General features: G+C 60.7%; 22 protein-coding genes. 11 read left to right on the forward strand and 11 right to left on the reverse strand.

The genetic code is table 11. The features are described 5' to 3' along the window. Positions 1-4: 4 nt before the first annotated feature. Positions 5-1,117 carry a PilT/PilU family type 4a pilus ATPase gene (locus tag ACDK93_RS04105; protein WP_458071320.1) on the reverse strand — a complete coding sequence of 371 codons (1,113 nt, stop codon included), beginning with the start codon at positions 1,115-1,117 and terminating at the stop codon, positions 5-7. A gap of 301 nt (positions 1,118-1,418) precedes the next feature. Between ACDK93_RS04105 and ACDK93_RS04110 the strand changes: the two genes are divergently transcribed. The 6 genes from ACDK93_RS04110 to ACDK93_RS04135 all read left to right on the forward strand — a co-directional run bounded on the left by ACDK93_RS04110 (position 1,419) and on the right by ACDK93_RS04135 (position 7,684). Then, on the forward strand, positions 1,419-1,997 hold the full coding sequence (locus ACDK93_RS04110) for a DUF4398 domain-containing protein (protein ID WP_458071321.1): 579 nt from the start codon (positions 1,419-1,421) through the stop codon (positions 1,995-1,997). Next, positions 1,994-2,659, forward strand: a complete 666-nt coding sequence (locus ACDK93_RS04115; protein WP_458071322.1) for a hypothetical protein — start codon at positions 1,994-1,996, stop codon at positions 2,657-2,659. The genes ACDK93_RS04110 and ACDK93_RS04115 overlap by 4 nt, the downstream gene beginning before the upstream one ends. Before the next feature lie 349 nt (positions 2,660-3,008). Then, complete coding sequence (locus ACDK93_RS04120) at positions 3,009-3,236, forward strand: YdcH family protein (protein ID WP_458071323.1); 228 nt, start codon at positions 3,009-3,011, stop codon at positions 3,234-3,236. Positions 3,237-3,420: 184 nt separating this feature from the next. Continuing rightward, entirely contained in the window at positions 3,421-4,791 is a 1,371-nt protein-coding gene (locus ACDK93_RS04125) for a pyridoxal-phosphate dependent enzyme (protein ID WP_458071324.1), read from the forward strand. Positions 4,792-4,896: 105 nt separating this feature from the next. Continuing rightward, positions 4,897-6,729: a glutamine--fructose-6-phosphate transaminase (isomerizing) gene (gene glmS, locus ACDK93_RS04130; protein ID WP_458071325.1), complete on the forward strand. Its 1,833-nt coding sequence runs from the start codon at positions 4,897-4,899 to the stop codon at positions 6,727-6,729. 100 nt (positions 6,730-6,829) lie between these two features. After that, a complete protein-coding gene (locus ACDK93_RS04135) occupies positions 6,830-7,684 on the forward strand; it encodes a class I SAM-dependent methyltransferase (protein WP_458071326.1) in 855 nt (284 codons plus the stop codon). A 54-nt stretch (positions 7,685-7,738) separates the two neighbouring features. Here the strand turns inward: ACDK93_RS04135 and ACDK93_RS04140 are convergent, their stop codons facing one another. The 5 genes from ACDK93_RS04140 to rfbB are packed head-to-tail and all read right to left on the reverse strand — an operon-like array spanning position 7,739 to position 12,595. Beyond that, positions 7,739-9,151, reverse strand: a complete 1,413-nt coding sequence (locus ACDK93_RS04140; protein ID WP_458071327.1) for a mannose-1-phosphate guanylyltransferase/mannose-6-phosphate isomerase — start codon at positions 9,149-9,151, stop codon at positions 7,739-7,741. Between the two features lie 15 nt (positions 9,152-9,166). Then, on the reverse strand, positions 9,167-10,093 hold the full coding sequence (rfbD, locus tag ACDK93_RS04145) for a dTDP-4-dehydrorhamnose reductase (protein WP_458071328.1): 927 nt from the start codon (positions 10,091-10,093) through the stop codon (positions 9,167-9,169). Continuing rightward, positions 10,090-10,647, reverse strand: coding sequence for a dTDP-4-dehydrorhamnose 3,5-epimerase (gene rfbC, locus ACDK93_RS04150; protein WP_458071329.1), 558 nt, complete (start codon positions 10,645-10,647; stop codon positions 10,090-10,092). Before rfbC ends, rfbD begins: the two co-directional genes overlap by 4 nt. After that, positions 10,644-11,549, reverse strand: a complete 906-nt coding sequence (gene rfbA, locus ACDK93_RS04155; protein WP_458071330.1) for a glucose-1-phosphate thymidylyltransferase RfbA — start codon at positions 11,547-11,549, stop codon at positions 10,644-10,646. The genes rfbC and rfbA overlap by 4 nt, the downstream gene beginning before the upstream one ends. Next, entirely contained in the window at positions 11,546-12,595 is a 1,050-nt protein-coding gene (gene rfbB, locus ACDK93_RS04160; RefSeq protein ID WP_458072335.1) for a dTDP-glucose 4,6-dehydratase, read from the reverse strand. The genes rfbA and rfbB overlap by 4 nt, the downstream gene beginning before the upstream one ends. A gap of 227 nt (positions 12,596-12,822) precedes the next feature. On the opposite strand from rfbB, the gene ACDK93_RS04165 reads away from it, so the two are divergent. The 5 genes from ACDK93_RS04165 to ACDK93_RS04185 all read left to right on the forward strand — a co-directional run bounded on the left by ACDK93_RS04165 (position 12,823) and on the right by ACDK93_RS04185 (position 20,633). Beyond that, positions 12,823-14,193 carry a glycosyltransferase family 4 protein gene (locus tag ACDK93_RS04165; RefSeq protein WP_458071332.1) on the forward strand — a complete coding sequence of 457 codons (1,371 nt, stop codon included), beginning with the start codon at positions 12,823-12,825 and terminating at the stop codon, positions 14,191-14,193. A gap of 109 nt (positions 14,194-14,302) precedes the next feature. Beyond that, positions 14,303-14,767, forward strand: coding sequence for a hypothetical protein (locus ACDK93_RS04170; protein WP_458071333.1), 465 nt, complete (start codon positions 14,303-14,305; stop codon positions 14,765-14,767). Between the two features lie 21 nt (positions 14,768-14,788). Further along, complete coding sequence (locus ACDK93_RS04175; RefSeq protein ID WP_458071334.1) at positions 14,789-18,589, forward strand: glycosyltransferase; 3,801 nt, start codon at positions 14,789-14,791, stop codon at positions 18,587-18,589. A 105-nt stretch (positions 18,590-18,694) separates the two neighbouring features. Beyond that, entirely contained in the window at positions 18,695-19,729 is a 1,035-nt protein-coding gene (gene gmd, locus ACDK93_RS04180) for a GDP-mannose 4,6-dehydratase (RefSeq protein ID WP_458071335.1), read from the forward strand. After that, positions 19,713-20,633, forward strand: coding sequence for a GDP-mannose 4,6-dehydratase (locus ACDK93_RS04185; protein ID WP_458071336.1), 921 nt, complete (start codon positions 19,713-19,715; stop codon positions 20,631-20,633). The genes gmd and ACDK93_RS04185 overlap by 17 nt, the downstream gene beginning before the upstream one ends. Here the strand turns inward: ACDK93_RS04185 and ACDK93_RS04190 are convergent. The 5 genes from ACDK93_RS04190 to ACDK93_RS04210 form a co-directional block, all read right to left on the reverse strand. Continuing rightward, complete coding sequence (locus tag ACDK93_RS04190) at positions 20,587-21,843, reverse strand: ABC transporter ATP-binding protein (protein WP_458071337.1); 1,257 nt, start codon at positions 21,841-21,843, stop codon at positions 20,587-20,589. The genes ACDK93_RS04185 and ACDK93_RS04190 overlap by 47 nt on opposite strands. Next, entirely contained in the window at positions 21,843-22,640 is a 798-nt protein-coding gene (locus ACDK93_RS04195; protein WP_458071338.1) for an ABC transporter permease, read from the reverse strand. The genes ACDK93_RS04190 and ACDK93_RS04195 overlap by 1 nt, the downstream gene beginning before the upstream one ends. A gap of 106 nt (positions 22,641-22,746) precedes the next feature. Continuing rightward, positions 22,747-23,919: an acyltransferase family protein gene (locus ACDK93_RS04200; RefSeq protein WP_458071339.1), complete on the reverse strand. Its 1,173-nt coding sequence runs from the start codon at positions 23,917-23,919 to the stop codon at positions 22,747-22,749. Beyond that, positions 23,916-25,229 (reverse strand): glycosyltransferase, encoded by a 1,314-nt coding sequence (locus ACDK93_RS04205; RefSeq protein WP_458071340.1) that lies wholly within the window; start codon positions 25,227-25,229, stop codon positions 23,916-23,918. Before ACDK93_RS04205 ends, ACDK93_RS04200 begins: the two co-directional genes overlap by 4 nt. After that, positions 25,226-26,596: a glycosyltransferase gene (locus ACDK93_RS04210; RefSeq protein ID WP_458071341.1), complete on the reverse strand. Its 1,371-nt coding sequence runs from the start codon at positions 26,594-26,596 to the stop codon at positions 25,226-25,228. Before ACDK93_RS04210 ends, ACDK93_RS04205 begins: the two co-directional genes overlap by 4 nt. Positions 26,597-26,820: the final 224 nt, after the last annotated feature.

Raw genomic sequence — 26,820 nt, forward strand, 5'->3', positions numbered from 1 at the left:
TCTCTCAGAAGCCCATGCCGTACGGATCGTTGCCGGCCAGCTCCTGGTTGTCCGTGCCGCCCTCGGCCAGGCGAATCTTCAGCGACAGGCCGTCGCGCGAATCGGACTTGTTGAGCGCTTCTTCCAGCGACACGCGCCCGTCTTTGTACAGCCGGTACAGCGACTGGTCGAAGGTCTGCATGCCTTCCTGCAGGCTGCGATCCATCGCTTCTTTGATCTCGTGGGTCTGGCCGCGACGGATCATGTCGCGGATCAGCGGGGTATTCAGCAGCACCTCGGCGGCGGGAATGCGCCGGCCGTCCTTGCCCACCACCAGGCGCTGGCTGATCACGGCGCGCAGGTTCAGCGCCAGGTTCATCAGCACGTTCTTGTGCGAGGCCTCGGGGAAAAAGTTGAGGATGCGCTCCAGCGTCTGGTCGGCGTTATTCGAGTGCAGCGTGGCCAGGCACAGGTGGCCGGTTTCGGAGAACGCGATGGCCGCTTCCATGGTTTCGGTATCGCGGATCTCGCCGATCATGATGACGTCGGGCGCCTCGCGCATCGCGTTCTTCAGCGCTTCGTTGTAGCTGTGCGTGTCCAGGCCGACTTCGCGCTGGTTGACGATGGATTTCTTGTGCCGGTGCAGATACTCGATCGGATCCTCGATGGTCAGGATGTGCCCGGGCGAATGGATATTCCGGTGATCGATCATCGCCGCCAGCGTGGTCGACTTGCCCGAGCCGGTGGCGCCTACCACCAGGATCAGGCCGCGCGGCTCCATGATCAGGTCGCGGAAGATGGTCGGCAGCTGCAGCTGATCGATGCTGGGGATTTCGCTCTTGATCGCGCGGATCACCATGCCCACTTCGCCGCGCTGCTTGAACACGTTGATGCGGAAGCGGCCCGCCTCTTTTACGGCCAGCGCCATGTTCAGCTCCAGCGTGCGTTCGAACTGCGGCACCTGGCCCTCGTCCATCAGAGAGTAGGCGATCTTCTTGACCATGCCGGCCGGCAACCCGGTATTGCCCAGCGGGTAAAGCCGGCCTTCGACCTTGATATTCACCGGTGCGCCGGTGGTCAGGAACATGTCCGACGCACCTTTGTCTACCATTAACTTGAGGAAGTAACCGATGTCCACGTGTAGCCCCTGTTAGGAATGCGCCGGTTACGATGGTCATCTGATTGACCTTGCGTAATCTCACGCCATGTAGCCATTGTGCGTGCAATTGATGCTTCAACGCGACGCGTCGAGAAATTGCGCGTTGCAATCATGGATTATGCCCGCCCACAATACGTCGCGACACTCTACGAGGAATGTGATGGTGCACATCTTTTTCCGAACGGCTCGTTCCAGGAGCCGCCTTCCTGCCGCCATGGCGCTGTTTGCGCTGGTCCTGGCGCTGGGCGGATGCGCTTCCACGCCGCCGCCGAATGACTCAATGAATCAGGCGCAGGCCCGTCTGCAGGCGGCGCGCGACGCCGGCGCGGCGGATTATGCGCCGGTCGATCTGGGTTTTGCCCAGGACAAGTTCCAGCAGGCGCAGTCGGCGTTTTCTGATCGCAAGTATGCCGATGCGGAGAATCTGGCCGAAGAATCCCGCGCCGATGCAGAGCTGGCTGCCGCCAAGGCGCGCCTCGCCGCGGCGCGTGCACAGATCCAGAACAAGACGCAGCAAAACGACAGCCTTCGCGCCGAAGGCCGGCAAGTGGTGGCGGCGGCAGCCCAGCGCGAGCAGCAGGAACAGGCGCAGTTGCAGCAACAGCAGCAGCAACTCCAGCAACAGGCCGACCCGGCCAGTGCGACATCCAGCAGCATCCCGACACCGCCGCCACCGGATATGCCTGCGCCGTCCTCGTCAGCGCTTTCGCAGCCGACACAGGGTGGCTTCCAGACGATGCCCGACGAACAGCAGACCCTGCCCGACCAGACGCTGCCGCAACCCGGTTCGCAGCCGGCCAGCGGTCAGCCGGTCGACCCGAACAACCCCGATGCCGGCAATCAGGGAGGCCACCCATGAGGCGTTTCACGGTTACCTTTGTCGCCGCAGCCATGGCGCTGGCAGCCGCTGGCGCGCATGCCAAGAACGACGACATCGACATCAATCGCCTGAACGGCAATCTTGACCAGCTGGCCAGCGACCCCGTGCTGGGCAGCTACGCGCAGGCCGAGCAGGCGCGTGCGCGCGACGCCATCAACCGGCTGGCCCAGGCCAAATCGCGCGATCGCGAGCACGATCTGTATCTGGCCGAACGTCGCGTCGATCTGGCAAGGGCGGCCGCGCAGTTGCAGGATGCCCAGGCCAAATTGAACCAGCTGGACCGCGAGCACGACCAGATCCTGCTCGAGAACAGCCGCAACGAGGCGGATATCGCGCAGCGCGAGCTGGAGCGCCAGCGCATGCAGTACCAGCTCGCGCAGGAGGAGGCCGCCCGCCTGCAGCAGCAGGGTGAGGCCGCCTCGCAAGCGGCCGAACAGGCGCGCGCGGAAGCGGATCAGGCAAAAAAGCTCGCCGCGGCACAGAGCAAGGTTGCCGGCGCCGCGAAGCGTGAAGCCGCGCTGGCCGCCCAGGCCGCCAAGGCGATGCGCTCGCAGATGCAGGGCGGCTCATCGTCGTCCGACACGCCGGCTCCGACGACGCATAAGAAAGCCAGGAAGCCGCCGGTAGACGATCAGCAGTAAACGAACGCGTGACGGCCTCTGTGGCCGTCACGCCGCTCCGTCGTCGAACCTCTTCAGGCCGTGGCGTCTGGGCGAAGGATGCGCTGCGTTGTAACGGCAAGGCGTTTTCAGCGCGGTTGATTACCGTGCCTAACCGACGGCCTCGGTGATCTCGGCCGTTTATTTGCGCGCTCCCAGCCCGCGGAGTACGTTCGAGCGACGCGTGCATACGGCCATGGCGTGCGCCGACGTTCAGGGTCTGTCGGCTCAGGCAGTTCGTTGCTGAACATGCCGAGCAGTATAGATTCACGTATCGGCGGATGCTCCGGTTTCAGTGCATCTGCTCATCCACTCCCGAGCAGGTCGGATCATGTTCGAAAACCAGCGCCGTGACGATGTTGAAGCATTGCTGAAAAAAGACGCCGAGTTTCGCCGGCTCTACCAGCATCACCAGCGTCTGCACAGCAAGGTGCACGACGCGGATATCGGCGTGCTTCCCATCGACGACGCGACCCTCAGCAGCATGAAGAAAGAGAAGCTGCAGGCGAAGGTGCGACTGGAACGCATGTGGGCTGCAAGGGTGCCCGTCATCCACTGAGCTGTCATGCGCGCCATTCGAATACGGCGCCTTCCCGTACACGCCGGCCTCGGCTCCCCGCGACAGCAGAGACCGGGGCCGCTGCACGATGCGCTGCCAGCGGGCATTCGCGCGGCTCGGCTATCATGACGATCTTTTAGGGTTGCCGCCGCACGCGACGGCCCGGCCTTTTGCGGAGTTTTTCATGACGGTCCACCAGAGTGTTCTTGAACTGATCGGGCATACGCCGGTGGTGCGCGCGCAGCGGCTGGATACCGGGTTGTGCGAATTGTTTCTCAAGCTCGAAAGCACCAATCCAGGCGGCTCGATCAAGGACCGCATCGGCCTGTCGATGGTCGAAGGCGCCGAGAAGGCCGGCAGGATCAAACCCGGCGATACCCTGGTCGAGGGCACGGCGGGCAACACCGGGCTCGGCCTGGCGCTGGTCGCACAGCAGAAGGGCTACCGGCTGATCCTGGTGGTGCCGGACAAGATGAGCCGGGAAAAGATCTTCAACCTCAAGGCGATGGGCGCCGAAGTGGTGCTGACGCGATCGGATGTAGCCAAAGGCCATCCCGAGTATTACCAGGACATGGCCGAACGCATCGCGCAGGAAACGCCTGGCGCGTATTTCATCAACCAGTTCGGCAACCCGGACAACCCGGCCGCGCACATCCAGACCACCGGCCCGGAAATGCTCGAGCAGATGGACGGCAACGTGGATGCGGTCGTGGTCGGCTGCGGCTCGTCCGGAACCATCACCGGCCTGTCGCGCTACTTCGCCGAGCACTCGCCGCACACCGAGCTGATCCTGGCCGACCCGGTCGGCTCGATCCTGACCCAGTACATCAACGAGGGCACGCTCTCGACCAAATCGGCCAGCTGGATGGTTGAGGGCATCGGTGAGGATTTCCTGCCTTCGATCAGCGACTTCAGCCGGGTCACCAAGGCGTTTGCCATTACCGACAAGGAAAGCTTCCTGATGGCGCGCGAGCTGCTGGCGAAAGAGGGTTTGCTTGGCGGCTCATCGACCGGCACGCTGGTGGCGGCGGCGCTGAAATATTGCCGGGAACAGACCCGGCACAAGCGCGTGCTGACCCTGGTCTGCGATACCGGCAACAAGTATCTCTCCAAGATGTACAACGATTACTGGATGCTGGACAACGGCTTCCTCGAGCGCGAGCCGCAGGGCGATCTGCGCGACCTGCTGCTGCGGCCGTTCGCGCAGCGCGACACCGTGGTTATTGGTCCGCACGAGCTTTTGATTACGGCATACAACCGCATGAAGCTGTACGACGTGTCGCAGCTGCCGGTGATGGATGGGCACAAGCTGGTGGGCATCGTCGACGAGTCGGACGTGCTGATGCACGTGCACGCCGACGAGACGCGTTTCCGCGATCCGGTATCCACCGCCATGATGAGCAACCTGCAGATGCTGCCCGTCAGCGAACCGATCGAGTCGCTGCTGCCGGTGTTCGAGCGCGGGCATGTGGCTATCGTAGTGGACGGCGATCAGTTTCTCGGCCTGATCACCCGCATCGACCTGTTGAACTATCTGCGGCGCAAGGTGAACTAGCGCCGCAGTCGGCCAGCCAATGAAAGCTGGTCGCAATGCGCGCTCGCCAAACTCGGTGCCTGAAAGGAGCTGCTTGCTCCGCCATAACCTGAAGGGAATACGCCGATGTGTGGAATTGTTGCTGCCGCCGCCCAGAGAGACGTGGCGCCGCTATTGATCGTAGGCCTGAAGGCGCTGGAATACCGCGGCTACGATTCTTCCGGCATTGCCGTGCTCGACCGCGGCGCGCTTCAACGAGTGCGTGCTAAGGGCAAGGTGCGCGAGATGGAAGCGCTGTATCTGGCCGATCCGTTTCCCGGCGGCACCGGTATTGCGCACACGCGATGGGCCACGCACGGCGTGCCCAATGAGGCCAACGCGCATCCGCACGTCGCCGGTGGCCGCGTGGCCATCGTGCACAACGGCATCATCGAGAACTACGTCAGCCTGCGCAGCGAGCTGCAGGCCGGCGGCCACGTATTCACCTCCGAAACCGACACTGAAGTGATGGCGGCTCTGATCGAGCGGCATATCGTTCAGGGCATGAATCTGCGCGAAGCCGTACTTGCCACGGTGCGCAGTCTCGAAGGCGCGTATGCGATTGCCGTGATCAGCCGCGACGAGCCTGGCCACGTCGTCGGCGCTCGCCGCGGAGCACCGCTCTTGGTCGGTCTGGGTATCGGCGAGAACTTCCTCGGCTCCGATGCGCAGGCGCTGATCCAGGTGACCAACAAGATGCTTTACCTTGACGAAGACGACGTTGTCGAAATCACCCGCGACAGCGTGCAGGTCTACGGTCTGGATGGCATGCCGGTCGAGCGCGCGGTGCACGAGAGCGAGCTATCGTCCGATGCGGTGGAGCGCGGCGAATATCGCCACTACATGCAGAAGGAGATTTTCGAGCAGCCGCGCGCCGTGGCCGATACGCTGGAGGCGCGCATCGGACCGAAGGGCGTGCTGCCGAATATTTTCGGCATCGACAGCGACGCGCTGCTGCAGAAGGCCCGCGCCCTGCACATCATCGCCTGCGGCACCAGCTATCACGCCGGCCTGGTCGCCAAGTACTGGATCGAGGAATACGCCAGGCTGCCCGTCAGCGTGGAAGTGGCCAGCGAATATCGCTACCGTGACGCGGTGGTGCCAACCGACACGCTTTTTGTCGCCATCTCCCAGTCGGGCGAAACCGCCGACACGCTGGCCGCGCTGCGCGAGTCACGCCGGCGCGGTTATCTGGGTACGTTGGCGATCTGCAACGTGCCCGAATCCTCGTTGGTGCGCGAGGCGGACCTGAAACTGATGACGCGCGCCGGCCCGGAAATCGGTGTGGCGTCGACCAAGGCCTTCACTACCCAGCTTGCAGGGCTTGCGCTTTTGACGCTCGAACTGGCGCGCCGTAACGGCCTTGATGCCGATCGTTACGCGACGCTGTACGCCGAGCTGCAGCACTTGCCGCGCGCGATCGAGAACGCGCTGAAGCTCGAGCCGGCGATCATGACGCTGGCCGGTGAGTTCATCCATCACGAGCACGCGCTGTTCCTTGGTCGCGGCGCGCAGTATCCGGTGGCGCTCGAGGGCTCGCTCAAGCTCAAGGAGATCTCCTATATCCACGCCGAGGCCTATCCCGCCGGCGAGCTCAAGCACGGGCCACTGGCCCTGGTCGACGAAAACATGCCGGTGGTCGCCGTGGCGCCGAACGGTCCGCTGCTCGACAAGCTCAAGTCCAACCTGCAGGAAGTTCGCGCACGCGGCGGCCGACTGATCGTCTTCGCCGACGGAGCGGCAGGCATGGATGATATGGCGAGCCACGGCGTGATGTTGCGCGTGGAATCGGGCGGAAGTTTCATTGCTCCGGCGGTGTTTACGGTGCCGCTGCAATTGCTGGCCTATCATGTGGCCGTACTGCGCGGTACCGACGTCGATCAGCCAAGGAACCTCGCCAAGTCCGTGACCGTGGAATGATGCGATCGACTTCGATTTGCCGATTGGTCAGCCGTGATCGAGAGGTTTTCATGAGTAACACACGCGGCAGTTCGACGGGTGGCGAGAGGCGGACGGTATTTTGAAAGAGATCACCGATCGCCCTGAGGATGAGCGTGTCTTCTCGCCGGATCAGCAAGCTGGGTCAGCAAACTCCGAAAACGGCGTGCCCGAATTCGACATCAGCTGGCTGGGTCTGGTGGATGCCGGGCTGAGTGGCTGGTACCTCAGCGACAGCGATGAAGTGTTCCAGGGCGTGCCCATCAGCGCTGGTGATGTGGTGGTCGACGTGGGCTGTGGCGACGGTGGCGCTGTCCTTTTTTGTGCCGAACGAGGCGCCGAAGTCATCGCGGTGGATATCGATGCTGATGTCATTGCGGACATTGCGGCCCGGCTGGCGAATTCCTCCGCAAGCGCCTATGCAACGCACGTGAGCGACTCGGATCCTTTACCGCTGGCTGACGGCATCGCGACGCGCGTGATTTGCTCGGAGGTGCTGGAGCACGTGGACGACCCAGCTCGGGTATTGTCTGAACTGGTCAGGATCGGCAAGCCGGGAGCGATCTATTTGCTGACGGTGCCCGATCCCTTGCATGAGACCATGCAAAAACACGTTGCTCCCGATGCTTATTTCGAAAAGCCCAACCACATCCGAATTATCGAAAGGCAGCAGTTCGCCGACATGGTTCGCCAAACCGGACTGATCGTCCGGGAACAGCGTTATTACGGATTCTATTGGGGCATGTGGTGGGCACTGTTCTGGGCGTGCGGCGTCGAGCTGGGGGAGAGCCACCCCGTTCTGGATAACTGGAGCGCGACGTGGAAGGCGGTGCTCAAGACGCGGCGCGGGGTTGAGCTTAAACGGAAGCTTGACCAGTTCATGCCCAAGAGTCAGCTGATCGTTGCGCACAAGCCGCAGACCGATTCACCCGACTGATTCTTCGGCTGCCGACGGGCGTTCTTACGGCGGGCCTCCGTCGGGCAAGTCTTTTTACGAACGACCGTAAACGTCGTCGTAGCGCACGATGTCGTCTTCCCCCAGATAGCTGCCTGACTGTACTTCGATCAGTTCGACGGCAACTTTTCCGGGATTGCGCAGACGATGAACGCTACCCAGCGGGATATAGGTGCTCTGGTTTTCGCCGAGCAGAAAGACCTTTTCGTCGCAGGTCACCTCCGCGGTCCCAGACACAACGATCCAGTGTTCGGCGCGATGATGATGCTTTTGCAGGCTGAGCGAGGCGCCTGGTTTGACCACGATGCGCTTGACCTGGAAGCGTTCGCGCGATTCCAGCGAGTCGTAGCTACCCCAGGGACGATGCACGACGCGATGCAGCGAGTGCTCGGTGCGACTGCAGGCCTTTAACTGTTCCACGATGCGCTTGACGTCCTGCGCCGCATCGCGATGAGCGACGAGCGTGGCGTCGGGCGTAGTCACCACGATCAGGTCGTCGATGCCGACGGTGGCGAGCAGATGGCGATCATGCGAGCGGAGCAGCGAATTGTGGCTGTCGATACTCAGCGTGTCGCCTTCGCTCAGGTTGCCGTCTGCGTCCTTTTCCCCGGTCAGCCACAGCGCGGACCACGAGCCAATGTCACTCCAGCCACAACTCACCGGGATAACGGCTGCACGCAGGGTTTTTTCCATGACGGCATAGTCGATCGAGCGATCCGGCACGTGAGAAAAAGCCTCCTGATCGATCCGCACAAAATCCAGATCGGCTGTTGCGTTCGCGTCTGCGGCGCGCACCGCGGCAAGCATCTCCGGTGCGTGTTCGGCCAGTTCTTCGAGGTAACGTGACGCCCTGAACAGGAACATGCCGGAGTTCCAGTCATAGCGACCGTCTGCCAGATAGGACTCTGCCATCGCCAGATCAGGCTTCTCAACAAATTGCTGCACCTGGAAGCCGCCAGCACCTATCGCCTGCGCGCGTCGGATATAACCGAAGCCGGTCTCCGGTCGATCCGGGCGGATGCCAAACGTTACCAGCCAACCCTGCTCGGCCAGAGGCGTTGCCTGCTGCACCACGTCTAGAAAAGCGTCCGTGTCACTGATCAAATGGTCCGCCGGCAGCACCAGCAGCAATGGATCACCACCACGCCGCAACGCCTGCAGTGCGCCGAGCGCTATCGCCGGGGCCGTGTTTCTAGCCAGTGGCTCCAGCACGATCGTCGCATTCTCGATGCCAAGCTCGAGCAACTGATCTGCGGCAAGAAAGCGGTGGTCGTCGCTGGCCACGACGATCGGCTCAGCCACGTTCGGCAGTCGTCTCGTCCGCTGCAGCGTTTGCTGGAACAGGGTGCCTTTTCCGGCCAGGGCGAGGAATTGCTTGGGCAGGTTTTTCCGCGACACCGGCCACAACCGCGTGCCGCTACCGCCGCTGAGTATCAGTGGAATCAACATGGGACATGTCCTGAATCAAGCGCTGGAAGTGGCAAGCGTCGACATGACTTCCTGTAAGCCCTGCCGCCAATCCGGCAAGTTGAAGTCGAAGCGCTCCCGAAAGTCGCGGTTGTCCAGCAGCGACCAGGCCGGCCGCGCCGCTGGCGTTGGAAACTCGGTACTTGGAATCGGCCTGACCGTCGGCCTACGGGCCAACAAGCCAAGACTCACGGCGCTGTCGAAGATCGCTTCGGCAAAGCCATGCCAGGTGGTCTCGCCGCTCGCAACCAGATGGTAGATACCGCCATGGTCGCGGCTATCGTCCGATAACCACCTGTCAAGCGCGGCGAGGCTGCCATTGACGATGAGAGAGGTGTCCGTAGGAGATCCGTGCTGATCGGAAACAACGCGCAGCTCATCGCGCTCGCTGCCCAAACGGAGCATGGTGCGTAAAAAGTTTTGTCCGTGCGCCGCGTAGACCCACGCGGTGCGGAAGATCATGTGATCGGCGCCACTTTCGCGCAGCAACCGCTCACCCAGTTGCTTGCTGCGCCCATAGGCCCCGAGGGGGGCTGTATTCGCGTTCACGTCGTACGGTTGCGATTGCCGCCCGTCGAATACGTAATCGGTGGAATAGTGAATGACCCTGGCCGAATGGGCGGCAGCCCATTGCCCGAGTTCGCCAACGGCGTGACCATTCACCCGATCGGCAAGTTCCTGCTCCTGCTCGGCGCGATCCACCGCCGTGTAGGCGGCAGTGTTGACGATGATCTGGGGCTGTACCCGATCAAGCAAGGCCGCGAGCGCGTTCGGTGCGGAAAGATCGCCCATCTCGGCATGGCCGCCGTCGATCAGGGTGCCGTCGCGGCTGGCTGGCCACAGTTCACCGCGAGCGGCCAGGCCGCCATGGTCGATAAAGCGGCGCCCCAGCTGTCCGTTGCCGCCCAGCAGCAGAATTCTCACGACCGGAATATCGGCAGTCGATCGGTGGCAATATCTTTCAATAGCGGCGTCTTGCGATCTTTGTCTGACAGCAGGGGCTCACTCAATGGCCAGTCGATACCGATCTCGGCATCGTTCCAGCGCACTCCAGCGTCTGCCGAAGCGTCATACAAGGCGGTGCACTGATAGGTGAATGTGGCGAATTCAGATAATACGCAGAACCCATGTGCAAAACCTTCCGGGATCCAGAAATGGCGGTGATTGTCGGCGGTCAACATCACGCCGACCCACTGCCCGAAATTTGGCGAGCCGCGGCGAATGTCGACGGCCACATCGTAAACCTCTCCTTCGAGAACGCTGACCAGCTTGCCCTGTGGTTTGGGCCACTGGTAGTGCAAACCGCGCAAAACGCTCTTGGCGGAGCGTGAGACGTTGGTCTGGACGAAATCGCCGGTAATGCCGGCATCTCGATAACGGGCCTGATGGTAGCTCTCGTAAAAAAAGCCGCGGCTGTCGCCGAACACCTGGGGTTCCAGAATCAGGGCGCCGGGCAGCGTGGTTTCAATCACTTTCATCGGGCATGCTCTTGACGGGTCAACTGTTGTAGATACTGGCCATAGCCTGTCTTGGCCAGAGGCGCCGCCAATTTCAGCAGCTGCTCGGCGCCTATCCAGCCGTTGTTGTAAGCAATTTCCTCGGGGCAGCAGACTTTAAGCCCCTGCCGATTCTCGATGGTCTGAATATAATTACCCGCTTCCATCAATGAATCATGGGTGCCGGTATCCAGCCAAGCAAAGCCGCGGCCCAGTTGTTCCAGATGCAGCGACCCGTCGTCGAGATAACAGCGGTTCAGATCGGTGATTTCGAGCTCTCCGCGATGTGAAGGCTTGAGATCAGCAGCGTAATCGCACACGCGGCCATCATAAAAATACAGGCCGGTGACAGCATAATGGGATTTAGGCTGGGCTGGCTTTTCCTCCAGACCAATAACCCTGCCCATTGCGTCAAATTCGGCGACGCCATAGCGCTCCGGATCTTTCACCCAGTAACCAAACACGGTGGCTCCGCGTTCGCGCGAGGCAGCACGATGGAGTTGCTCACTCAAGCCGACGCCGTAAAAGATATTGTCGCCAAGTACCAGGCAACTGGATTTGCCATTGACGAAATCCCGGCCGATAGTGAAGGCTTGCGCCAGACCGTCCGGTGAGGGCTGTACCGCATATTGAATATCGATACCCCACTGCGAGCCATCTCCTAGCAGGCGCTGGAACATCTCCTGCTCATGCGGCGTGTTGATCATCAGCACTTCGCGAATGCCGGCCAGCATCAGAGTTGCAAGCGGGTAATAAATCATCGGCTTGTCGTAAACCGGCAGCAGCTGCTTGCTCACCGCGCGGGTGATCGGGTAGAGCCTCGTACCGGAACCACCCGCAAGGATGATTCCTTTCTCCGTCGGATTGAAGGCGGGGGTTTTCATGAGCCCAGGCGCTCCATCCGGTAGCTGCCGTCGAGCACACGCTGAATCCACTGCTGATTCGACAGATACCACTGAACGGTCTGGCGGATTCCCGTTTCGAACGTCTGCGAAGGTTTCCAGCCGAGTTCCCTTTGCAGCTTGCTCGAATCGATCGCGTAACGACGGTCATGTCCCGGGCGATCCTTGACGTAGGTGATCAGCGATTCGCGCGCGCGTCCGTCGGCCAGCCGCTGTACTTCGTCCAGGAGTGCGCAAATGACCTTGACGACGACAATGTTTTCCCGCTCGGCGTTGCCACCGACATTATAGGTCTCTCCCACACGACCGGAGTCCAGCACACAACGGATTGCGCTGCAGTGGTCGCCGACGTATAGCCAGTCGCGGATATTCAGGCCATCGCCGTACACGGGCAACGGCTCGCCTGCCAGCGCCTTCTGAATGATCAGCGGTATAAGCTTTTCGGGGAACTGGTATGGACCGTAATTGTTCGAGCAGTTCGTTGTAAGCGTGGGCAGGCCGTACGTGTGATGAAAGGCACGCACCAGGTGGTCGGAGGCGGCTTTGGATGCGGAGTACGGCGAGTTGGGTGCGTAGGCGGTCTCTTCGGTGAAACTGCCTTCGGCGCCCAGCGAGCCATAGACCTCGTCAGTTGATACGTGCAGAAAGCGGAATGCGCCCCTTTTCGCGTCATCAAGGCCGCGCCAGTAGTCGCGCGCACTTTCCAGCAGCGCAAGCGTGCCGACGACGTTCGTATGCACGAATTCGGAAGGGCCGTCGATCGAACGGTCGACGTGCGACTCGGCTGCAAAATTGACCACCGCTTCCGGTTGATGCTTTGCGAGAAGCCTGTCGACAAGCTCACGATCGCCGATATCGCCCTGCACAAAGATATGCCGGGCGTTATGCTGCAGCGACGAGAGCGTGTCGGGATTTCCCGCGTAGGTAAGCTTGTCGAGATTGATGACCGTCAGCCCGTCGCCGACAGCCTGCAGGACAAAATTTGCCCCAATGAACCCGGCTCCGCCGGTCACCAGCAATGTCTTCATGTATAACTCCAATGTTAGCCCGATCATTTTGACATAGTAGGACTGCGCCGTGTCGCGCTCGACTTTGTTTCCGGGCTTGCGGTGTATGTTCACGCCGGATAATTTGAGGGCGTAACAAGTTCCGAAATTCGGCGAATATTGGGTCAAGCCGTTCTTTCGTGGTCATCATGCGGCTTCACTTGGAGTAATGCGTGCAGTGCTCCAATTTTCAATTTTGCTGAGGTAGCGTGCCTTTCACACGAAGCCAATCGATAGTTTCCGCATTGGTAGCGCTGCTAATTCGCGCGGCGTCAAGCGCTTTGATTGCGCCATTACGCCGGATGTTGCCTTTTTCCTTCAAAGACTGGGTGCGGCAGGCGCTGGAGCGACCGGCGGGGAATACGCTCCGATTCCGGCGGACCGGCGATTGGATTGAATGCTCAACATTGGCGCGAGCACCGATTTCAGCAGGTTCGCCCAACCAATGGAGTTATGAAAGTGGGGCAGGTATTAACCTGTACGGTTATTTTTCCCGCTGGCTTGGCCTTGGAGAATGCGCAAGGCTTTATGCCAATGCCATGCTTGCATCGGGATATCCCGTAGCCATCCACGATGTCGATATCGACATACCGCATGAGCGCAATGACCACACGCTAGCCACCCACCTCGGCAGAACGGCGCGGTTTACGCGCGATCTTATCTTTGTCAATCCCGATCATTGGGAAGATACCCAGGCCAGCATCGGGCGCAATGCTGAGTCGAAGCACCATGTCATCGGGTTTTGGTTCTGGGAACTGGAGAATTTCCCTGACGGTTGGCTGCACGCGCTGGATGATGTTGACGAAGTGATGGTGTCTTCGGCGTTTGTGGAGCAGTCCATTCGCCGGGTTTGCAACAAGCCGGTGACGCGCGTGCCTTTGCCCGTCGTGCCCGGCCCGGATAGTGGCCTGCAGCGGCGTCACTTTGGCCTTCGAGAGGACAACTACATCTATTTTTGCGCATTTGATTTCAATTCAACCATTGCGCGAAAGAATCCCCACGCGGTGATCGAGGCCTTTTGCCGCGCTTTTCCCCGTGGGAACGAACAAGTAACGCTGTTGATCAAATCCAGCAACGGACACCGTCATGCGCCGCAGCTGATGCAGTTGTTGGCGGCGGCATCGGTGGATCGGCGTATCGTCGTCCGCGATGACATGCTGGAGCGCGCTGATCTCCAGGCGCTGCACCGCTGTGTCGATGTCTACGTCTCGCTCCATCGCAGCGAAGGTTTTGGACTGGGCATTGCCGAGGCCATGTGCATGGGAAAGCCGGTGGTGGCAACGGCTTACTCGGGCAACATGGAGTTCATGACAAAATCAAACAGCTGCCTTGTGAATTATCAGATGATTCCCGTCGAGCCAGGTGACTACCCTCACGCGCAGGGTCAACAGTGGGCTGATCCGGATCCGATTCACGCGGCACATCATTTCGAATGCCTGCATTATGATCGAGTGCTGGCAAAGCGCCTTGGCGCACAGGCCGCACTAGATATGGCGCGCGACTTTTCTGTCGATGCCTGCATGGGCGTCATGGCCGAGCGACTGCGATGCGCTGGTGTTGGGCGCGACGTGATGGCATGAGCCGAAGGCAGTTTCGTTGCTTGGCAGGTTGCAGCCGTCTGGTGTTGTCCGATGGCTTGTGCGGACGCCGATGCGACGTTGTTTTGCCCCACACATAATGGATCGAATCATGAGTGAAGAGCATGCCGCGATATCCGGGAGCGCAACGTCAGGGGCGGACTTGGCGTACGTCTTGGATTGGAGGGCGCTCGCCAACCAGAGGCTCAGCCGTCTGGTGCAGGTGGAGCATGACTGCACTGTCATGCAAGGGCGCCTTGAACGGCTTGCCCACCAGCACGATGCATTGCTGCTGGTCAACGATAGCCGTCTGGAGCGCCTGCATGCGCTCCAGACGTCGCTGCAATGTCAAAATCATACGGTGATCGAACTTGCCGCGAGATGCGCTTTCATGGAAGCCAGTCGCTCCTGGCGCATTACCGCCCCGCTGCGCAACTTTTCGACGTTGGTTCGGCGCGTCAAACCCGCCATCTTTGCCGTTTTGCGCTGGCCGATACGTCGCATGCGTTTGGGCCCCGTATTTTTGCGCATTTCGCCAGTCCTCCATGCGCGTGTCCGCTCCAGGCTTTATCCGTAAATTGACCTTCAGGCGGCCAACATGGTTGCCACCGTGCAGCGCAGTCATTCTCGACAAGACGTCGCCGATCGTTCCATGGACTTCCAAAGGGTACCGATGAAAATCGTGCTGGACCTCCAGGGCGCACAATCAAACAGCCGGCACCGTGGCATTGGACGCTACACGGTATCAATGGCCAAAGCTTTTGCCGAAGAGGCCGCTCATCACCAGCTGTGGCTGCTGCTCAATGGACGCGATGACGAAACGTCGCTCGGATTGATCGAGCAGTTCGAGGCGTTTATCCCGCGTCAGCGCATGGTAATCAACGAGCTGCCCGCTGGCATAGCGGGGTTCCATCCCGGGAGCCGGCCAGCTCAGCAGATCGCCGCTGCCGCACACGCTGCCGCCCTGGACAGCTTGCAGGCAGACTGCATTTGGCACAGCAGCCTGTTCGAGGGCTGGGGTGACGATTCAACGGCGGCGCTGGGCTCGGGTAGGCTGGGTGTCAAACAGATTGCCACGCTCTACGACCTGATTCCGCTGCTGCATTCGCATCGTTATCTGCACAATCCATCATACCGAGACTGGTATTTTCGACGACTGGGTCTGCTGAAGCGGTGCGATCTGCTGCTGGCGATCTCCGAATCGTCCCGCCGTGAGGCCGTCGAGCATTTGCATATTCGGGCAGACAACATCGCCGTCGTGTCGGGTGCCGCTGATCCAGCTTTTTTCCGTTGTCCAGCCGATGCGGTGACCTGGGCTCGATGGAAGCAGAAGTGGCGATTGCAACCTCGTTTCCTGCTCTATACCGGTGGCTTCGACAGCCACAAGAATGTAGATGCTTTGATTGCAGCGTTCGCCGATCTTCCAGCGTCCTTGAGGTCGAGTCATCAGCTTGTGCTGGCCGGACGATGCAGCGATGAGGACAGAAAAAGGCTGTCCCAGGGAGGCCGTCGCAGCCGCTTGCCAACGGAAAGCCTTGTATTCACCGGCGCGCTGGATGACGCCGACCTGGCCAGTCTGTATTCGAGCTGCGAGCTTTTCATCTCGCCTTCGTTGCATGAAGGATTGGGGCTTCCGCTGCTCGAGGCGATGGCCTGCGGAGCTGCCGTCATCTGTTCGGATGCCGCCAGTCTGCCGGAAGTAGTGGGTCGACCAGATGCGCTGTTCGATCCACGCAGCCAGAGCGCGATAGCGAGCAAGCTTCAACAGACGCTCTCGGACAGTGGCTTCATCAATAGTCTGAGAGCGCATTCCGAATTACAGACGCTTCAATTCACCTGGTCCGCCAGCGCGCGCAAGGCATTGGTGGCGATTGAACAGTCTGCAAGTCGTTCAACGCGAACAGCCGTTCAGGCCAGTTCGCGCCCACGGCTGATCTATGTTTCGCCGCTGCCGCCAGCGCGCTCCGGGATCGCCGACTATAGCGCCCGTCTGCTGCGTGAACTGGCCAGTCACTATGCGATTGAGGTGGTGGTTGATCAGGCGGAAGTTCTCGATCCGTGGATCCAGGCCAACTTTCCGGTCCGTTCGGCGCTCTGGTTTGCCCAGCAGGCAGATCCCTGCGCACGGGTTTTGTACCACTTCGGCAATTCGCCGTTCCATGCGCATATGTTCGGTTTGCTTGAGCAACATCCGGGCGTGGTGGTGTTGCATGATTCTTGGTTGGGCGCTGCGCGCAACTGGATGGCGAATGCGGCGGGAGAGCCAGCCGCCTTTTTAAGAATGCTCTACGAGAGCCACGGCTATGCAGGGCTGTCGCATGACCTGCAATACGGACGTTCGTCGACTCTGGATGCATACCCGATCAATCGGGATGTCATTGAAGGCTCTCTGGGTGTAATCGTGCACTCGCGTTATTCGGTAAAGCAGGCTGACCGTTTCTTTGGGCCAGAAGCCGCGGATAAATTCAGGATCGTCCCTTTCCCTCAAGGACGAACCTTTTCCCCGCAGCCAGCAGCACGCCGGCTGCTGGGTCTTGCAGATGATGCGTTTGTCGTATGCAGTTTCGGAATGCTTGCACCGACCAAGTTGAACGATCGCCTGCTGCAGGCGTGGCTGCAGTCGTCGCTCGCCAGCGATGTTCGCTGCCATCTGGTTTTTGTCGGTGAAAACCACGGAGGTGGCTACGGCGAAGCGCTGACCGCGGCCATCCGGTCCGGCGGTGGCGGACGTATCCGCGTTACGGGTTTTGCCAGTGCCGATACCTATGCCGACTACCTGGCGGCTGCCGACCTCGCGGTGCAGTTGCGCACGGACTCTCGCGGAGAGACGTCGGCGGCCATTTTCGACGTGCTTGGCCACCGGCTTCCTGTCATCGTCAATGCGCATGGTTCTGCGGCCGAATTGCCTGACACCGTTGCCCTGAAGATCAGCGATCGCTTCAGCGATGCAGAGCTGGTGGCGGCATTGCAGTCACTGCGCGCAGATGCGTCTCGTCGCGTGGAATTGGCGGCAGAGGCGGCACACTGGATCGACTGCCAGCATCATCCCGCCGATGTGGGCTTGTGCTATCGCGATGCCATTGAGCATTTCATGTTTGATGCGCCAGCGGCTTCCGGGCAGCGTTTGCTGGCCGATGCAATGCGAACGTCCGACGCATTCGCCTTTGGCAGTGGCGAATGGCACCGGATGCGTCGGAGCCTTGTGGAGAACCTGCCACGCGTGGATTTGCCGAGCTTGTACGTCGACGTCACGGCCACCGCGTCCAGCGTTCTGCATACCGGCATAGAGCGGGTCGTGCGCGGCGTACTGCTGTCGCTGCTGCAGATCGAGCAAAAGCACTACAGGGTCCAGCCGGTGCGGATGGAAGGCGGGCGCTTTCTTCAGGCCAATAGCTACGGCCCGAAGCTGCTCGACTACCCCGCGCTCCAATTGCCGGACGATGAAGTGATGCCGCGATCAGGGGACCTGTTGTTGGGGCTGGACTGGGTGGCCGATATCCTGCCAACCCAGACGGCCTTGCTTGATGCCTGGCGCGTCCGCGGTGTCCGGATCTTTTTTGTGGTCTATGACCTTCTGCCTGTGCGCATGCCGGCGCGCTTTCCAGACGGCATTGCCGAAATGCACGCCCGCTGGCTTCAGTGTATTGGCGCATATGCCGATGCACTCATCGGCATATCCAGGTCGGTCACTGATGATCTGCGTCGATGGTTCGACGCGCATCCGCCGAATCGTCGATGCGATCTGCGTTTGGGCTATTTCTATCCCGGCAGCGACCCATCCTCGACGCGCCCCAGTTTGGGTGTGCCTGTCGACGCAACAGAGCTTCTGAACCGGCTGCGTGCGGTTCCAACCTTTCTGATGGTCGGTACCGTCGAGCCGCGGAAAGGCCACGCGCTGGTGCTGGACGCCTTCGAAGAGCTGTGGCGAGAGGATTCTGCCGTGCACCTGGTCGTCGTAGGGCGCCAAGGCTGGATGGCCGAGGAGGTGGCAGCGAGGATGCGCTCGCACAGCCTGGCAGGGAACCGGCTCGTGTGGCTGGAACAGGCCAGCGACGACTATCTCGCCAAGCTCTATGATGTCGCGCGGGCGCTTGTCGCTGCTTCGGAAGGCGAAGGCTTCGGGCTGCCGCTGGTCGAAGCCGCGCAGAGAGGGTTACCTGTCATTGCACGCGATATTCCCGTGTTTCGCGAAGTGTCCTCCTCGTTTGCCGTGTACTTTGACGCAGAAATACCGGGCACCCTCGTTGACGCCCTTCGATCGGCAGCCGCCACGGCGCGCCCCGTCATGCAGACTCAGGCTGACGCCGTACTCAGCTGGAGAGAGACGACGGATCAGCTGCTGAGCCTGCTTCTCCAGCGCAGCCATCCGCAATGGCAGGATCCGTGGAAGCTCAATTGAGGCACTGGGCAGCTGCCTCGTTGTCCGATGCGGTCTTAACGCGTGATTGGACACCGTCCGCCATCCCCGTAACATGTCGGGACTGAGAAGGTGCGGGAGCGCTAGATGAAGTCGGCTTTGATCACAGGTATTACGGGGCAGGATGGCGCCTACTTGGCTGAGTTTCTCATCGGCAAGGGATACAGCGTGGTGGGTGCGTATCGTCGCACCAGTTCCACCAATTTCTGGCGGGTTGAAGCATTGGGCATTGCGGATCACCCGCAGCTTCAGCTGGTGGAATTCGATGTCAATGACATGGGCTCCGCCATCCGGTTGTTGGACAAATACGCGATCCGCGAGGTGTACAACCTCGCCGCGCAGAGCTTTGTCGGCGTGTCGTTCGACCAGCCGGTCACGACGGCGCAGATCACGGGCGTGGGGGCGCTGAACCTTCTCGAGGCCATTCGCGTCGTCGATCCGACCATACGTTTTTATCAGGCCTCGACGTCCGAGATGTTCGGCAAGGTTCACGCCGTACCGCAAAACGAGGAAACGCCCTTCCATCCGCGTAGTCCTTACGGTGTCGCCAAGTTGTACGCCCACTGGATCACCGTCAACTACCGCGAGTCTTACGGAATCTTCGGCGCCAGCGGCATTCTTTTCAATCACGAATCCCCGCTGCGTGGGCGGGAGTTCGTGACGCGAAAGATCACCGATTCGGTGGCCAAGATTCGGCTCGGCAAGCTTGGTGTTCTGGAGTTGGGCAATCTCGATGCCCGGCGCGACTGGGGTTACGCCAAAGAATATGTCGATGGCATGTGGCGGATGCTGCAGGCCGCCGCGCCGGACACCTTCGTGCTGGCGACCCAGCGCACGGAAACGGTGCGCGATTTTGCCAGTATGGCTTTCGCCGCGGCGGATATCGAGATCGCCTGGGAAGGTCAGAACCTCGCGGAAATCGGGGTAGATACAAAAACCGGCCGCACCTTGGTGCAGATCAACCCCCGTTTCTACCGGCCCGCCGAGGTGGATCTCCTGATTGGCGATGCGCGAAAGGTGAAGGAGGAGCTGGGCTGGGCATCACAGACCTCGCTGGAGTCGCTTTGCCGGATGATGGTGGACGCCGACTTGCACAGGAACGAGCATGGCTTCTCGTTCTGAGGGATATCCTGCACGAGTACTGGTGACGGGCCTCGAAGGGTTTACGGGGCATTATGTCGGCGCCGAGCTGAGGGATGCAGGCTATGAGGTGTTTGGCCTGTCCTCCTCCGCGGGCGGCAACACGAACGACCTGGTTGATCTGCTTGACGCAGACGCCTTGGTGCAGGTCGTGGAAAAGATCCGCCCACAGGCCGTCGTTCATCTGGCGGCCATCGCTTCTGTCGCCCACGGCGATACGGCAGCGATCTACCGCACCAACATCATGGGAACGCGCAACCTGCTCGCTGCGCTGGCGGGTTTGTCGGTGCGTCCGTCGCGGGTCTTGCTGGCCAGCAGTGCGAATGTCTACGGCAATGCCAAGGGATGTGCAGGGCCGCTGGACGAGCTCACCGCGCTGGCCCCGGTCAACGATTACGCCGTCAGCAAGCTGGCCATGGAATACATGGCGAGGACCTGGGCCGAGCGTCTGCCGGTGCTGTTCAGTCGACCATTCAATTACACCGGCGTGGGGCAGAGCCCGCAGTTTCTCATCCCGAAAATCGTGGATCATTTTCGTCGCGGCGAGCGGCATATCGAGCTTGGCAACCTGGACGTCTGGCGGGAGTTCACCGATGTGCGCGCGGTAGCCTGGGCTTATCGCCGCCTGCTTGAAACCGACAATGACGTCGACACGTTCAATATCTGTACCGGCGCCACCTATTCACTGCGCGAAGTGATCGCGCTAATGGAGGAAATAGCCGGCTATTCGATCGAGGTCAGCGTCAATCCGGCGTTTGTTCGCCGCAACGAGGTACGGCGGCTGCAGGGCAGCAGTGTTCGCCTGCGGAATCGCATCGGAACGCTTCCCTCTTATTCGCTCAAGGAAACGTTGAGCTGGATGTATCGGGCCCCGCTGCACGGCTGATATCGACCTTGGCATCGAGCCAGCTGGCGCCGACAAAATTTTCCTGGCGTGTATTGAATACGTGGAACATGCAGGCGTTGTCGCGCCACTCGTAGTTCATGTCCAGGTGGGAGTCCTCGCGTGACAGTGACAATGACACGGAGTAGCTGCCCTTTCCGAGGTTCGCCGGAAAGCGATAGCGATAGAGAATTTCCTCACCGGGCGAAAGGTCGGTCAGCGGCTGCTCAAGGCGATGCGTATTGATGCCATACATGCACTGGCCAAGACGGTCGGTAATCATGAAGCCCAGGACCAGCCGCGGTATCGGCGCCCTGATCGCAACCCTCACCTGAAGTTCCAGCGCATCACCCACTTCGACGCTGTCGGCGGCCTCGCCCTTGTCATTCAGCAAACGGACCTCGGCAACGGTTGCCTCGCCGCTGCCGGAGATGGTTTTCATGCGACCATCTGCCAGTTTCTCCTGACGCACAAGCAGCTGGTCGCGTTCCGCCATCATGGCGTTGTAAAAATCGAGCACGTCGACCGGCAGACCTTCCTTGACCAGCCGCCCTGCCTGCAGAAGTATCGCGCGATCGCAGATCGTCTGAATCGCGTAGCGATCGTGCGAAACGATAATCAGCGTGGTGCCGGCCCGGCGAAACTCGCGAATGCGTTCGAAGCTTTTGTGCTGAAAATACGAGTCGCCGACGGAGAGCGCCTCGTCCACGATGAGGACATCCGGCCTGCGCGCGGTAGCCACGCTGAAAGCCAGGCGCATCTGCATGCCGCTGGAGTAGGTGCGTACGGGCTGGTCGATGTACTCGCTGATCTCCGCAAAAGCCTCGATAGAAGGCATCAATCGAAGGATTTCTTCCACGGAGAGGCCGAGCAGTTGGCCCCCCATCATGGCGTTCTGCCGGCCCGTAAAGTCAGGGTGAAAGCCCATGCCCAGTTCAAGCAGCGCAGCGACGCGGCCGCTGACCGAAATCTGGCCGCTTGTCGGCCGCGTCGTGCCGGTCAACAATTTCAGCAGCGTGCTTTTGCCCGCGCCATTGGCTCCGACAATTCCCACGGCCTCGCCGGCACGCAGGTGGAAATTGATGTCCCGCAGCACCCAGTGCAGCCGATGTCTTGGCTTGCCCGAGGGATTGATCCACTCGGCCAGGCGTGACCATTGACTGGGATAACTCTTGTAGGCCTTGCCCAGATCGCTGACGACAATATCGCCCATTACAGTTCATCCACCATTTCAGCCGAACGCGTGCGGAACAGGCTCAGCGCCAGCGCACACAGCACCAGGGCCAACACAATGCTTGGCCACAACGTCGACCACTGTGGCCACGATCCATTAACGAAAATGCCTTGATAGGCCTGCGCAAATGGCGTCAGCGGATTCAGCCGGATCCAGGGCCTGACGCCGGCGGGAAGCGTCGTGGTGGAATACACGATCGGCGTGAACCAGAACCAGAACTGCAGCAAAATGTTGATGAACTGTCCGACATCCCTGAAAAATACGTTGAGAACCCCCACCGCAATGCCCAGTCCCGCGGCGAACATGACATGGAACAGCAGCAACGGAATCATGCTCAGCACCACCCAGTGGGGGAAATGGCCGGTGATCAGCAGAAACACGAGAAACACGGCAAAGGTGATCGCAAAATTGACCAGTGCGCTGCTCACCACGATGGTCGGCAGGCAAATGCGCGGAAAGCTGAGCTTCTTGATCATGTTGCCGTTGTCCAGAAAAACGGTCTGGCAGCGCTGCACGATTTCCGCGAAAAGGCCCCAGGTCAGCAGCCCTGCGCACAAGTAGATGCTGTAGGCAAAAGGGTCGTTGACGCCCGGCAATCGCGCCTGCATCAGCTGGGAAAAAACCACCGTATAGACGGTGATCATGGCCAACGGTTGCAATACCGTCCACGCGGCGCCCATCAGTGAGTTGCGGTAGCGTGCCTGGAACTCGCGCTTGACGCTGCCCAGAACAAACCCACGATAACGCCAAAGGGCACGGCCCAGGCTCAGGGACATTCGAGCACCTCGCGCAGCAGGCTCATTTCATTTTTTACCGGGCAATTCATGGATGCAAGCCGCCCCAGGTGAGGATCGGATCACGCATCGTACAGGCTGGGCCCGGTCACGCCACGTCACCAGCCGGTTTGGCGATGCGGGCGGCCATGCGCCGGCCCACTCGGCGTAGCGGCCGTTCAACTGTTCGGAAGTTGCACTCCGCGAGCAACGCGATGAGCGCCGCCGCCGCCATGGTAAACAGCGCGGTCGGTATCCATCCACCCTGCGCTGGCGCTCCGGTCAAGCGAAACCAGCATTCTCTGACGAAAAAGAAGGCGGGCACATGGATAAGATAAATCGCATAGGAGCGTTGGCCGGTCCAGATCATGAAGCGTTTGATCGAACTGTCGGGTCCGCTGAGAAAGTTGCGGTTGTAGGCGGCCAGCCAGACAAGCATGACCGCCAGCACGGCGATCAGCGAGACACGTTGCCCTATCGCGAGGGATTCGCGCGCGGAAACGGCAGCAATGGCCACCACCAGCGCAAGCGCTAGCGCACGCTGTAGCCAACGTCGACTATGCAGCCAGCGCGGTTCGAGGCGGGCGAATACCGGAAGGTGGCTGGCCAGCGCCAGCAGCACGCCCCAGGCCAGGGCATCGGTGCGCAGCGACATCGTCAACAAGGTACGCGGCACGATCGCCTGCACCACAATGACAAGTACCAGCAACCAGGCAATATGGCGTCGCAGCAACAGGGCGACCAGCGGCAGCACCAGATAAAACTGCTCCTCCAGTGACAGGCTCCAGTAGGCGAAGCTGGCTCCATAGGGATAGTTGGCGAAGGCGTCGGCGAAACGAAAATTGGCCACCTGAAAAACGCCCGCCAGCGCGGCCATGGCGTTGGTATGCACGCTGCCGAAGGCGCCTAGCCGGTTGAACTGCCAGGCGCCGATAAGGATCAGCCCCAGCCACAGCCACGCCGAGGGCAGCAGCCGGAACGCGCGCGCCACCCAGAATGCGCCGACTTGCCGACTCGCCCTTCCCATCCCGCTCGGGCACGCGCGCAGTTTCGGCAGCAGACTCCGCGCGATGACGAAGCCCGAGATCGCAAAAAAAATGTCGACGCCGGACCACATGTCGACAACGCTCAGCAACTTCCTGAGCCACGCTGGATTCCAGCTGAGCAGGTTGCCCTGGGCGTGGTGCACCACCACGCCCAGTACCGCGACGGCGCGGAGCCATTCGATGTCGTCGATACGACGGTTGTCCTTCTCCACGGCGGGCGCCACTGGCGTAGTCACAAGGCCGACTGGCTCCCTGCCTGCTGTGGATCCCCGGCAATGACTGTCTGCAGAAATTCGGCGAGACGAGGTCCGACAACGGCGTGCGAACAATGGGCTCGCAACGACTCCTGCGCGGCCGCGGCCATTGCCCGATAGGTCTGCGGCTCCCGTGTGGCGACGTAATGGCTCGATCGATAGGCCTGGATCAGTGAGTGGACCTGAACGTGTTCACGCAAGGTTCGAAAGGCTTGCCGCATATCGTGGGGCCAGGTGCCCGGTTCGAGGAAACTGTCGACGATAAACGCGTTGGATTCGTCGATGTAATCAAGCATCGCCGTATGTCGAGGCGAAACGGCCGGCTTGCCGCGGGACATGTATTCCATCAACGGCAGGCATTGACCTTCGCCGTGCGAGGTGTTGACCGCATACGTGGTGGCATCGACCATCCGGTCATAGTCGTCCTGGCGAAGATAGCCGTGAACAATGACAATCCGGCAGGCGAAGCGGCCGCCCTTGTGTATGCACTCGAGCATCTTCGGTACGACTTCGCTGATGTCGTGGTGACTGAGCTTCAACAGCAGCGTTGCATCAGCCGTGTGGGCGAAGGCGACGCAGAACGCGCTGATCATGTCGACCCAGTTTTTTCGGCCGTCTCCGGGGTTGAATACCGAGGTATAGACGATGCCATCGAGCTCGAGCTCCGAGATACCTTCGCTTCGTTCGTCGGGCAGCGGAAGAGGCTCGGGCGCGCAGGCGAGTTCCTTAGCCTTCGAATAGTTGCTGAGGTCGGTAAGCCGGCTGTCGATGACCATCCCATCGACGCGCAGGCGCGAGGTACGCGAGCCCGGCGGCAAGCCACGGTTCCTGCCCGCGACAAGCCGGTCCCACAGCGGCGCAGGCGCAGCGATGATGGGGAACGCGCCATCCATTGCACGTTTCACTGTTTCCACGGTGAAGGTCGAATGGGTGATGGCGGCGCCAACCTGCTTGAGCACGCGCCGCCAGTCATTACGCATTTTGCCGCTGAAACCCTCGTCCGGAAGCTCGGCATATTCCCAGGCGAACACGGGGATGGTCGGGCAGGCGAGTCCCAAGGGGGTCTTGTTCGGCGGCAGGAAGGACAAAAACACGCAGGGCACGCCACGCTTCAGGCAGTTCCGGTAGATAACGTCCACGTCGCGCTCAGGGGCGTGGATATCGATCACGATACCTAGCTGTTCGAGCATCGGGCGGAACTCGCGCAGCACGAAATAGTAGCTGTACTCCGGTTGCCCGAGATTGTTCGCGACATTGCCGCCGTGAAATGCCGTGTGCACGAGGATGATCATGACGCCAATGCCGTCGAGCGCATCCGGTCTTCTTGGAGGCTGAAATCATGCAGACGCGCCACAAGAAACTGCTGAAGCTGCAGCGCGATGGCATCGGTGGCGCAGTAAGCCTGCATCGCGGCCATGGCATGTTCAGACATGGCGGTGTAAGCCGCTGCGTCAGTCTTGGCCACGAGGTAACTCTGCCGGTAGGCGAGCATCAGCGAGTGCCAGTTGATCTGGTGGCGACTGGTTTTATAGACCTGGTGATCGCCGTGGGGCCACACCGTGGGAAGATTCGGGGCACTTTCAACCGCGAAGGTAAATTCAGGGCTGATGTAATCGGCCATCGAGGTGTGGTCCGGTGCAATGGCCGGCACGCCGCAGCAGAGAAACTCCAGCAGCGGCATGCACAGTCCTTCGCACAGGGATGCGTTGACGTAATAGGTGCTGGCTCCGATCAACTGGTGGTAATCATCCTCTTCGAGATAGCCATGCAGCGCAACGATCCGGCACTTCATGGGCGACAGTTTGGATAGCAACATCAGCATTTGATGATGATGCTTTAATCGATCCGGTCCGCCCAGTTTGAGCACCAGCGTCGCGTCATCGACGTCGCGGAAGGCCCAGCCAAATGCGGTGATGATGTCTTCCCAGTTCTTGCGGCCATCCGACGGCGTGAGCACGGCGGTATACACCACCCCCGATAGTCGTGTGCTGACCTCGAACGGTGGCGGAATATCCCAGCCGGCATCGACCGGAGGGCTGCCTGTGCGCAAGCTCGTGTCCACCACTTCATGGTTTTTTCGCCATCCACTCAGCGGCGCGCGCCAGCTGTCCTGCGCAGGCGCGGGCAGCGCGGGCAGGAGCGCATCCACTGCAGGGTCGACGGGTGTGCCATCGTCAGGATGATCGGTCACCAGGCCATCGGCGGAGAGGCCGAGCAGGCTACTGTCGACCAGCTGCGTATTGAGACACACGTCGACAGCTTCGCGATCGGGGGCCAGCACGCCACGGCGGCGCAAGAGCGCGAATTTTTCCCACAAGGGCGTGGGCACGGCTTCGATCGGGTACGCATCGCCCAGGCTGTCCCTTACTGCCTGCTTTGTATGCGTGGAGAGTGTGATTGCCGCGCGGCACTTCAATAAAACCATCCGCCAATCATGCCGAGGATCGTCCTGCCAGCTTTCTTCATCGTCGGCGGCGGGCAGGTTGGGATATTCCCACGCGAACACGGGAATGGTCGGGCACTGCACACCCGGCAAGGTCTTGTTTGGCGGAGCGAACGACAAGAGCAGGCAGTCTTCGTGACGAGCCCTGGATTCAACCCATACGGCGTTGGCTTCCGCGGGCGAGTGGATGGGCTGCACGTCGGCAAATTTCGCCAAGGCAGCGTGAAACGATTCGAGCACGAAGTAATAGCTGTACTCCGGCGTGCCAAGGCGTCGGCCAATATCGCCGTCCTCGACATCGCAGTAAGTAAGAATCCGCATCGATAAAAGTCTCTCGCGTGGCCATCGGCGCGGGCCGTCTGCCAGTATAGTGGCTGAGGCCAAAAGCGTTTACAGCGTGCGATAGCGTGCCCCGCCGTTTCAGCGCATGTGTTTCTACA

The sequence above is a fragment of the Rhodanobacter sp. BL-MT-08 genome, from assembly GCF_054161255.1.

Excerpts from the sequence above, each read along its gene's own strand:
- ACDK93_RS04110 (WP_458071321.1), top strand. The coding sequence starts at position 1,419 with ATGAATCAGGCGCAGGCCCGTCTGCAGGCGGCGCGCGACGCCGGCGCG.
- ACDK93_RS04115 (WP_458071322.1), top strand. The coding sequence starts at position 1,994 with ATGAGGCGTTTCACGGTTACCTTTGTCGCCGCAGCCATGGCGCTGGCA.
- ACDK93_RS04120 (WP_458071323.1), top strand. The coding sequence starts at position 3,009 with ATGTTCGAAAACCAGCGCCGTGACGATGTTGAAGCATTGCTGAAAAAA.
- ACDK93_RS04125 (WP_458071324.1), top strand. The coding sequence starts at position 3,421 with ATGACGGTCCACCAGAGTGTTCTTGAACTGATCGGGCATACGCCGGTG.
- glmS (WP_458071325.1), top strand. The coding sequence starts at position 4,897 with ATGTGTGGAATTGTTGCTGCCGCCGCCCAGAGAGACGTGGCGCCGCTA.
- ACDK93_RS04140 (WP_458071327.1), bottom strand. The coding sequence starts at position 9,151 with ATGTTGATTCCACTGATACTCAGCGGCGGTAGCGGCACGCGGTTGTGG.
- rfbC (WP_458071329.1), bottom strand. The coding sequence starts at position 10,647 with ATGAAAGTGATTGAAACCACGCTGCCCGGCGCCCTGATTCTGGAACCC.
- rfbA (WP_458071330.1), bottom strand. The coding sequence starts at position 11,549 with ATGAAAACCCCCGCCTTCAATCCGACGGAGAAAGGAATCATCCTTGCG.
- rfbB (WP_458072335.1), bottom strand. The coding sequence starts at position 12,595 with ATGAAGACATTGCTGGTGACCGGCGGAGCCGGGTTCATTGGGGCAAAT.
- ACDK93_RS04170 (WP_458071333.1), top strand. The coding sequence starts at position 14,303 with ATGAGTGAAGAGCATGCCGCGATATCCGGGAGCGCAACGTCAGGGGCG.
- ACDK93_RS04175 (WP_458071334.1), top strand. The coding sequence starts at position 14,789 with ATGGTTGCCACCGTGCAGCGCAGTCATTCTCGACAAGACGTCGCCGAT.
- gmd (WP_458071335.1), top strand. The coding sequence starts at position 18,695 with ATGAAGTCGGCTTTGATCACAGGTATTACGGGGCAGGATGGCGCCTAC.
- ACDK93_RS04185 (WP_458071336.1), top strand. The coding sequence starts at position 19,713 with ATGGCTTCTCGTTCTGAGGGATATCCTGCACGAGTACTGGTGACGGGC.
- ACDK93_RS04190 (WP_458071337.1), bottom strand. The coding sequence starts at position 21,843 with ATGGGCGATATTGTCGTCAGCGATCTGGGCAAGGCCTACAAGAGTTAT.
- ACDK93_RS04195 (WP_458071338.1), bottom strand. The coding sequence starts at position 22,640 with ATGTCCCTGAGCCTGGGCCGTGCCCTTTGGCGTTATCGTGGGTTTGTT.
- ACDK93_RS04205 (WP_458071340.1), bottom strand. The coding sequence starts at position 25,229 with ATGATCATCCTCGTGCACACGGCATTTCACGGCGGCAATGTCGCGAAC.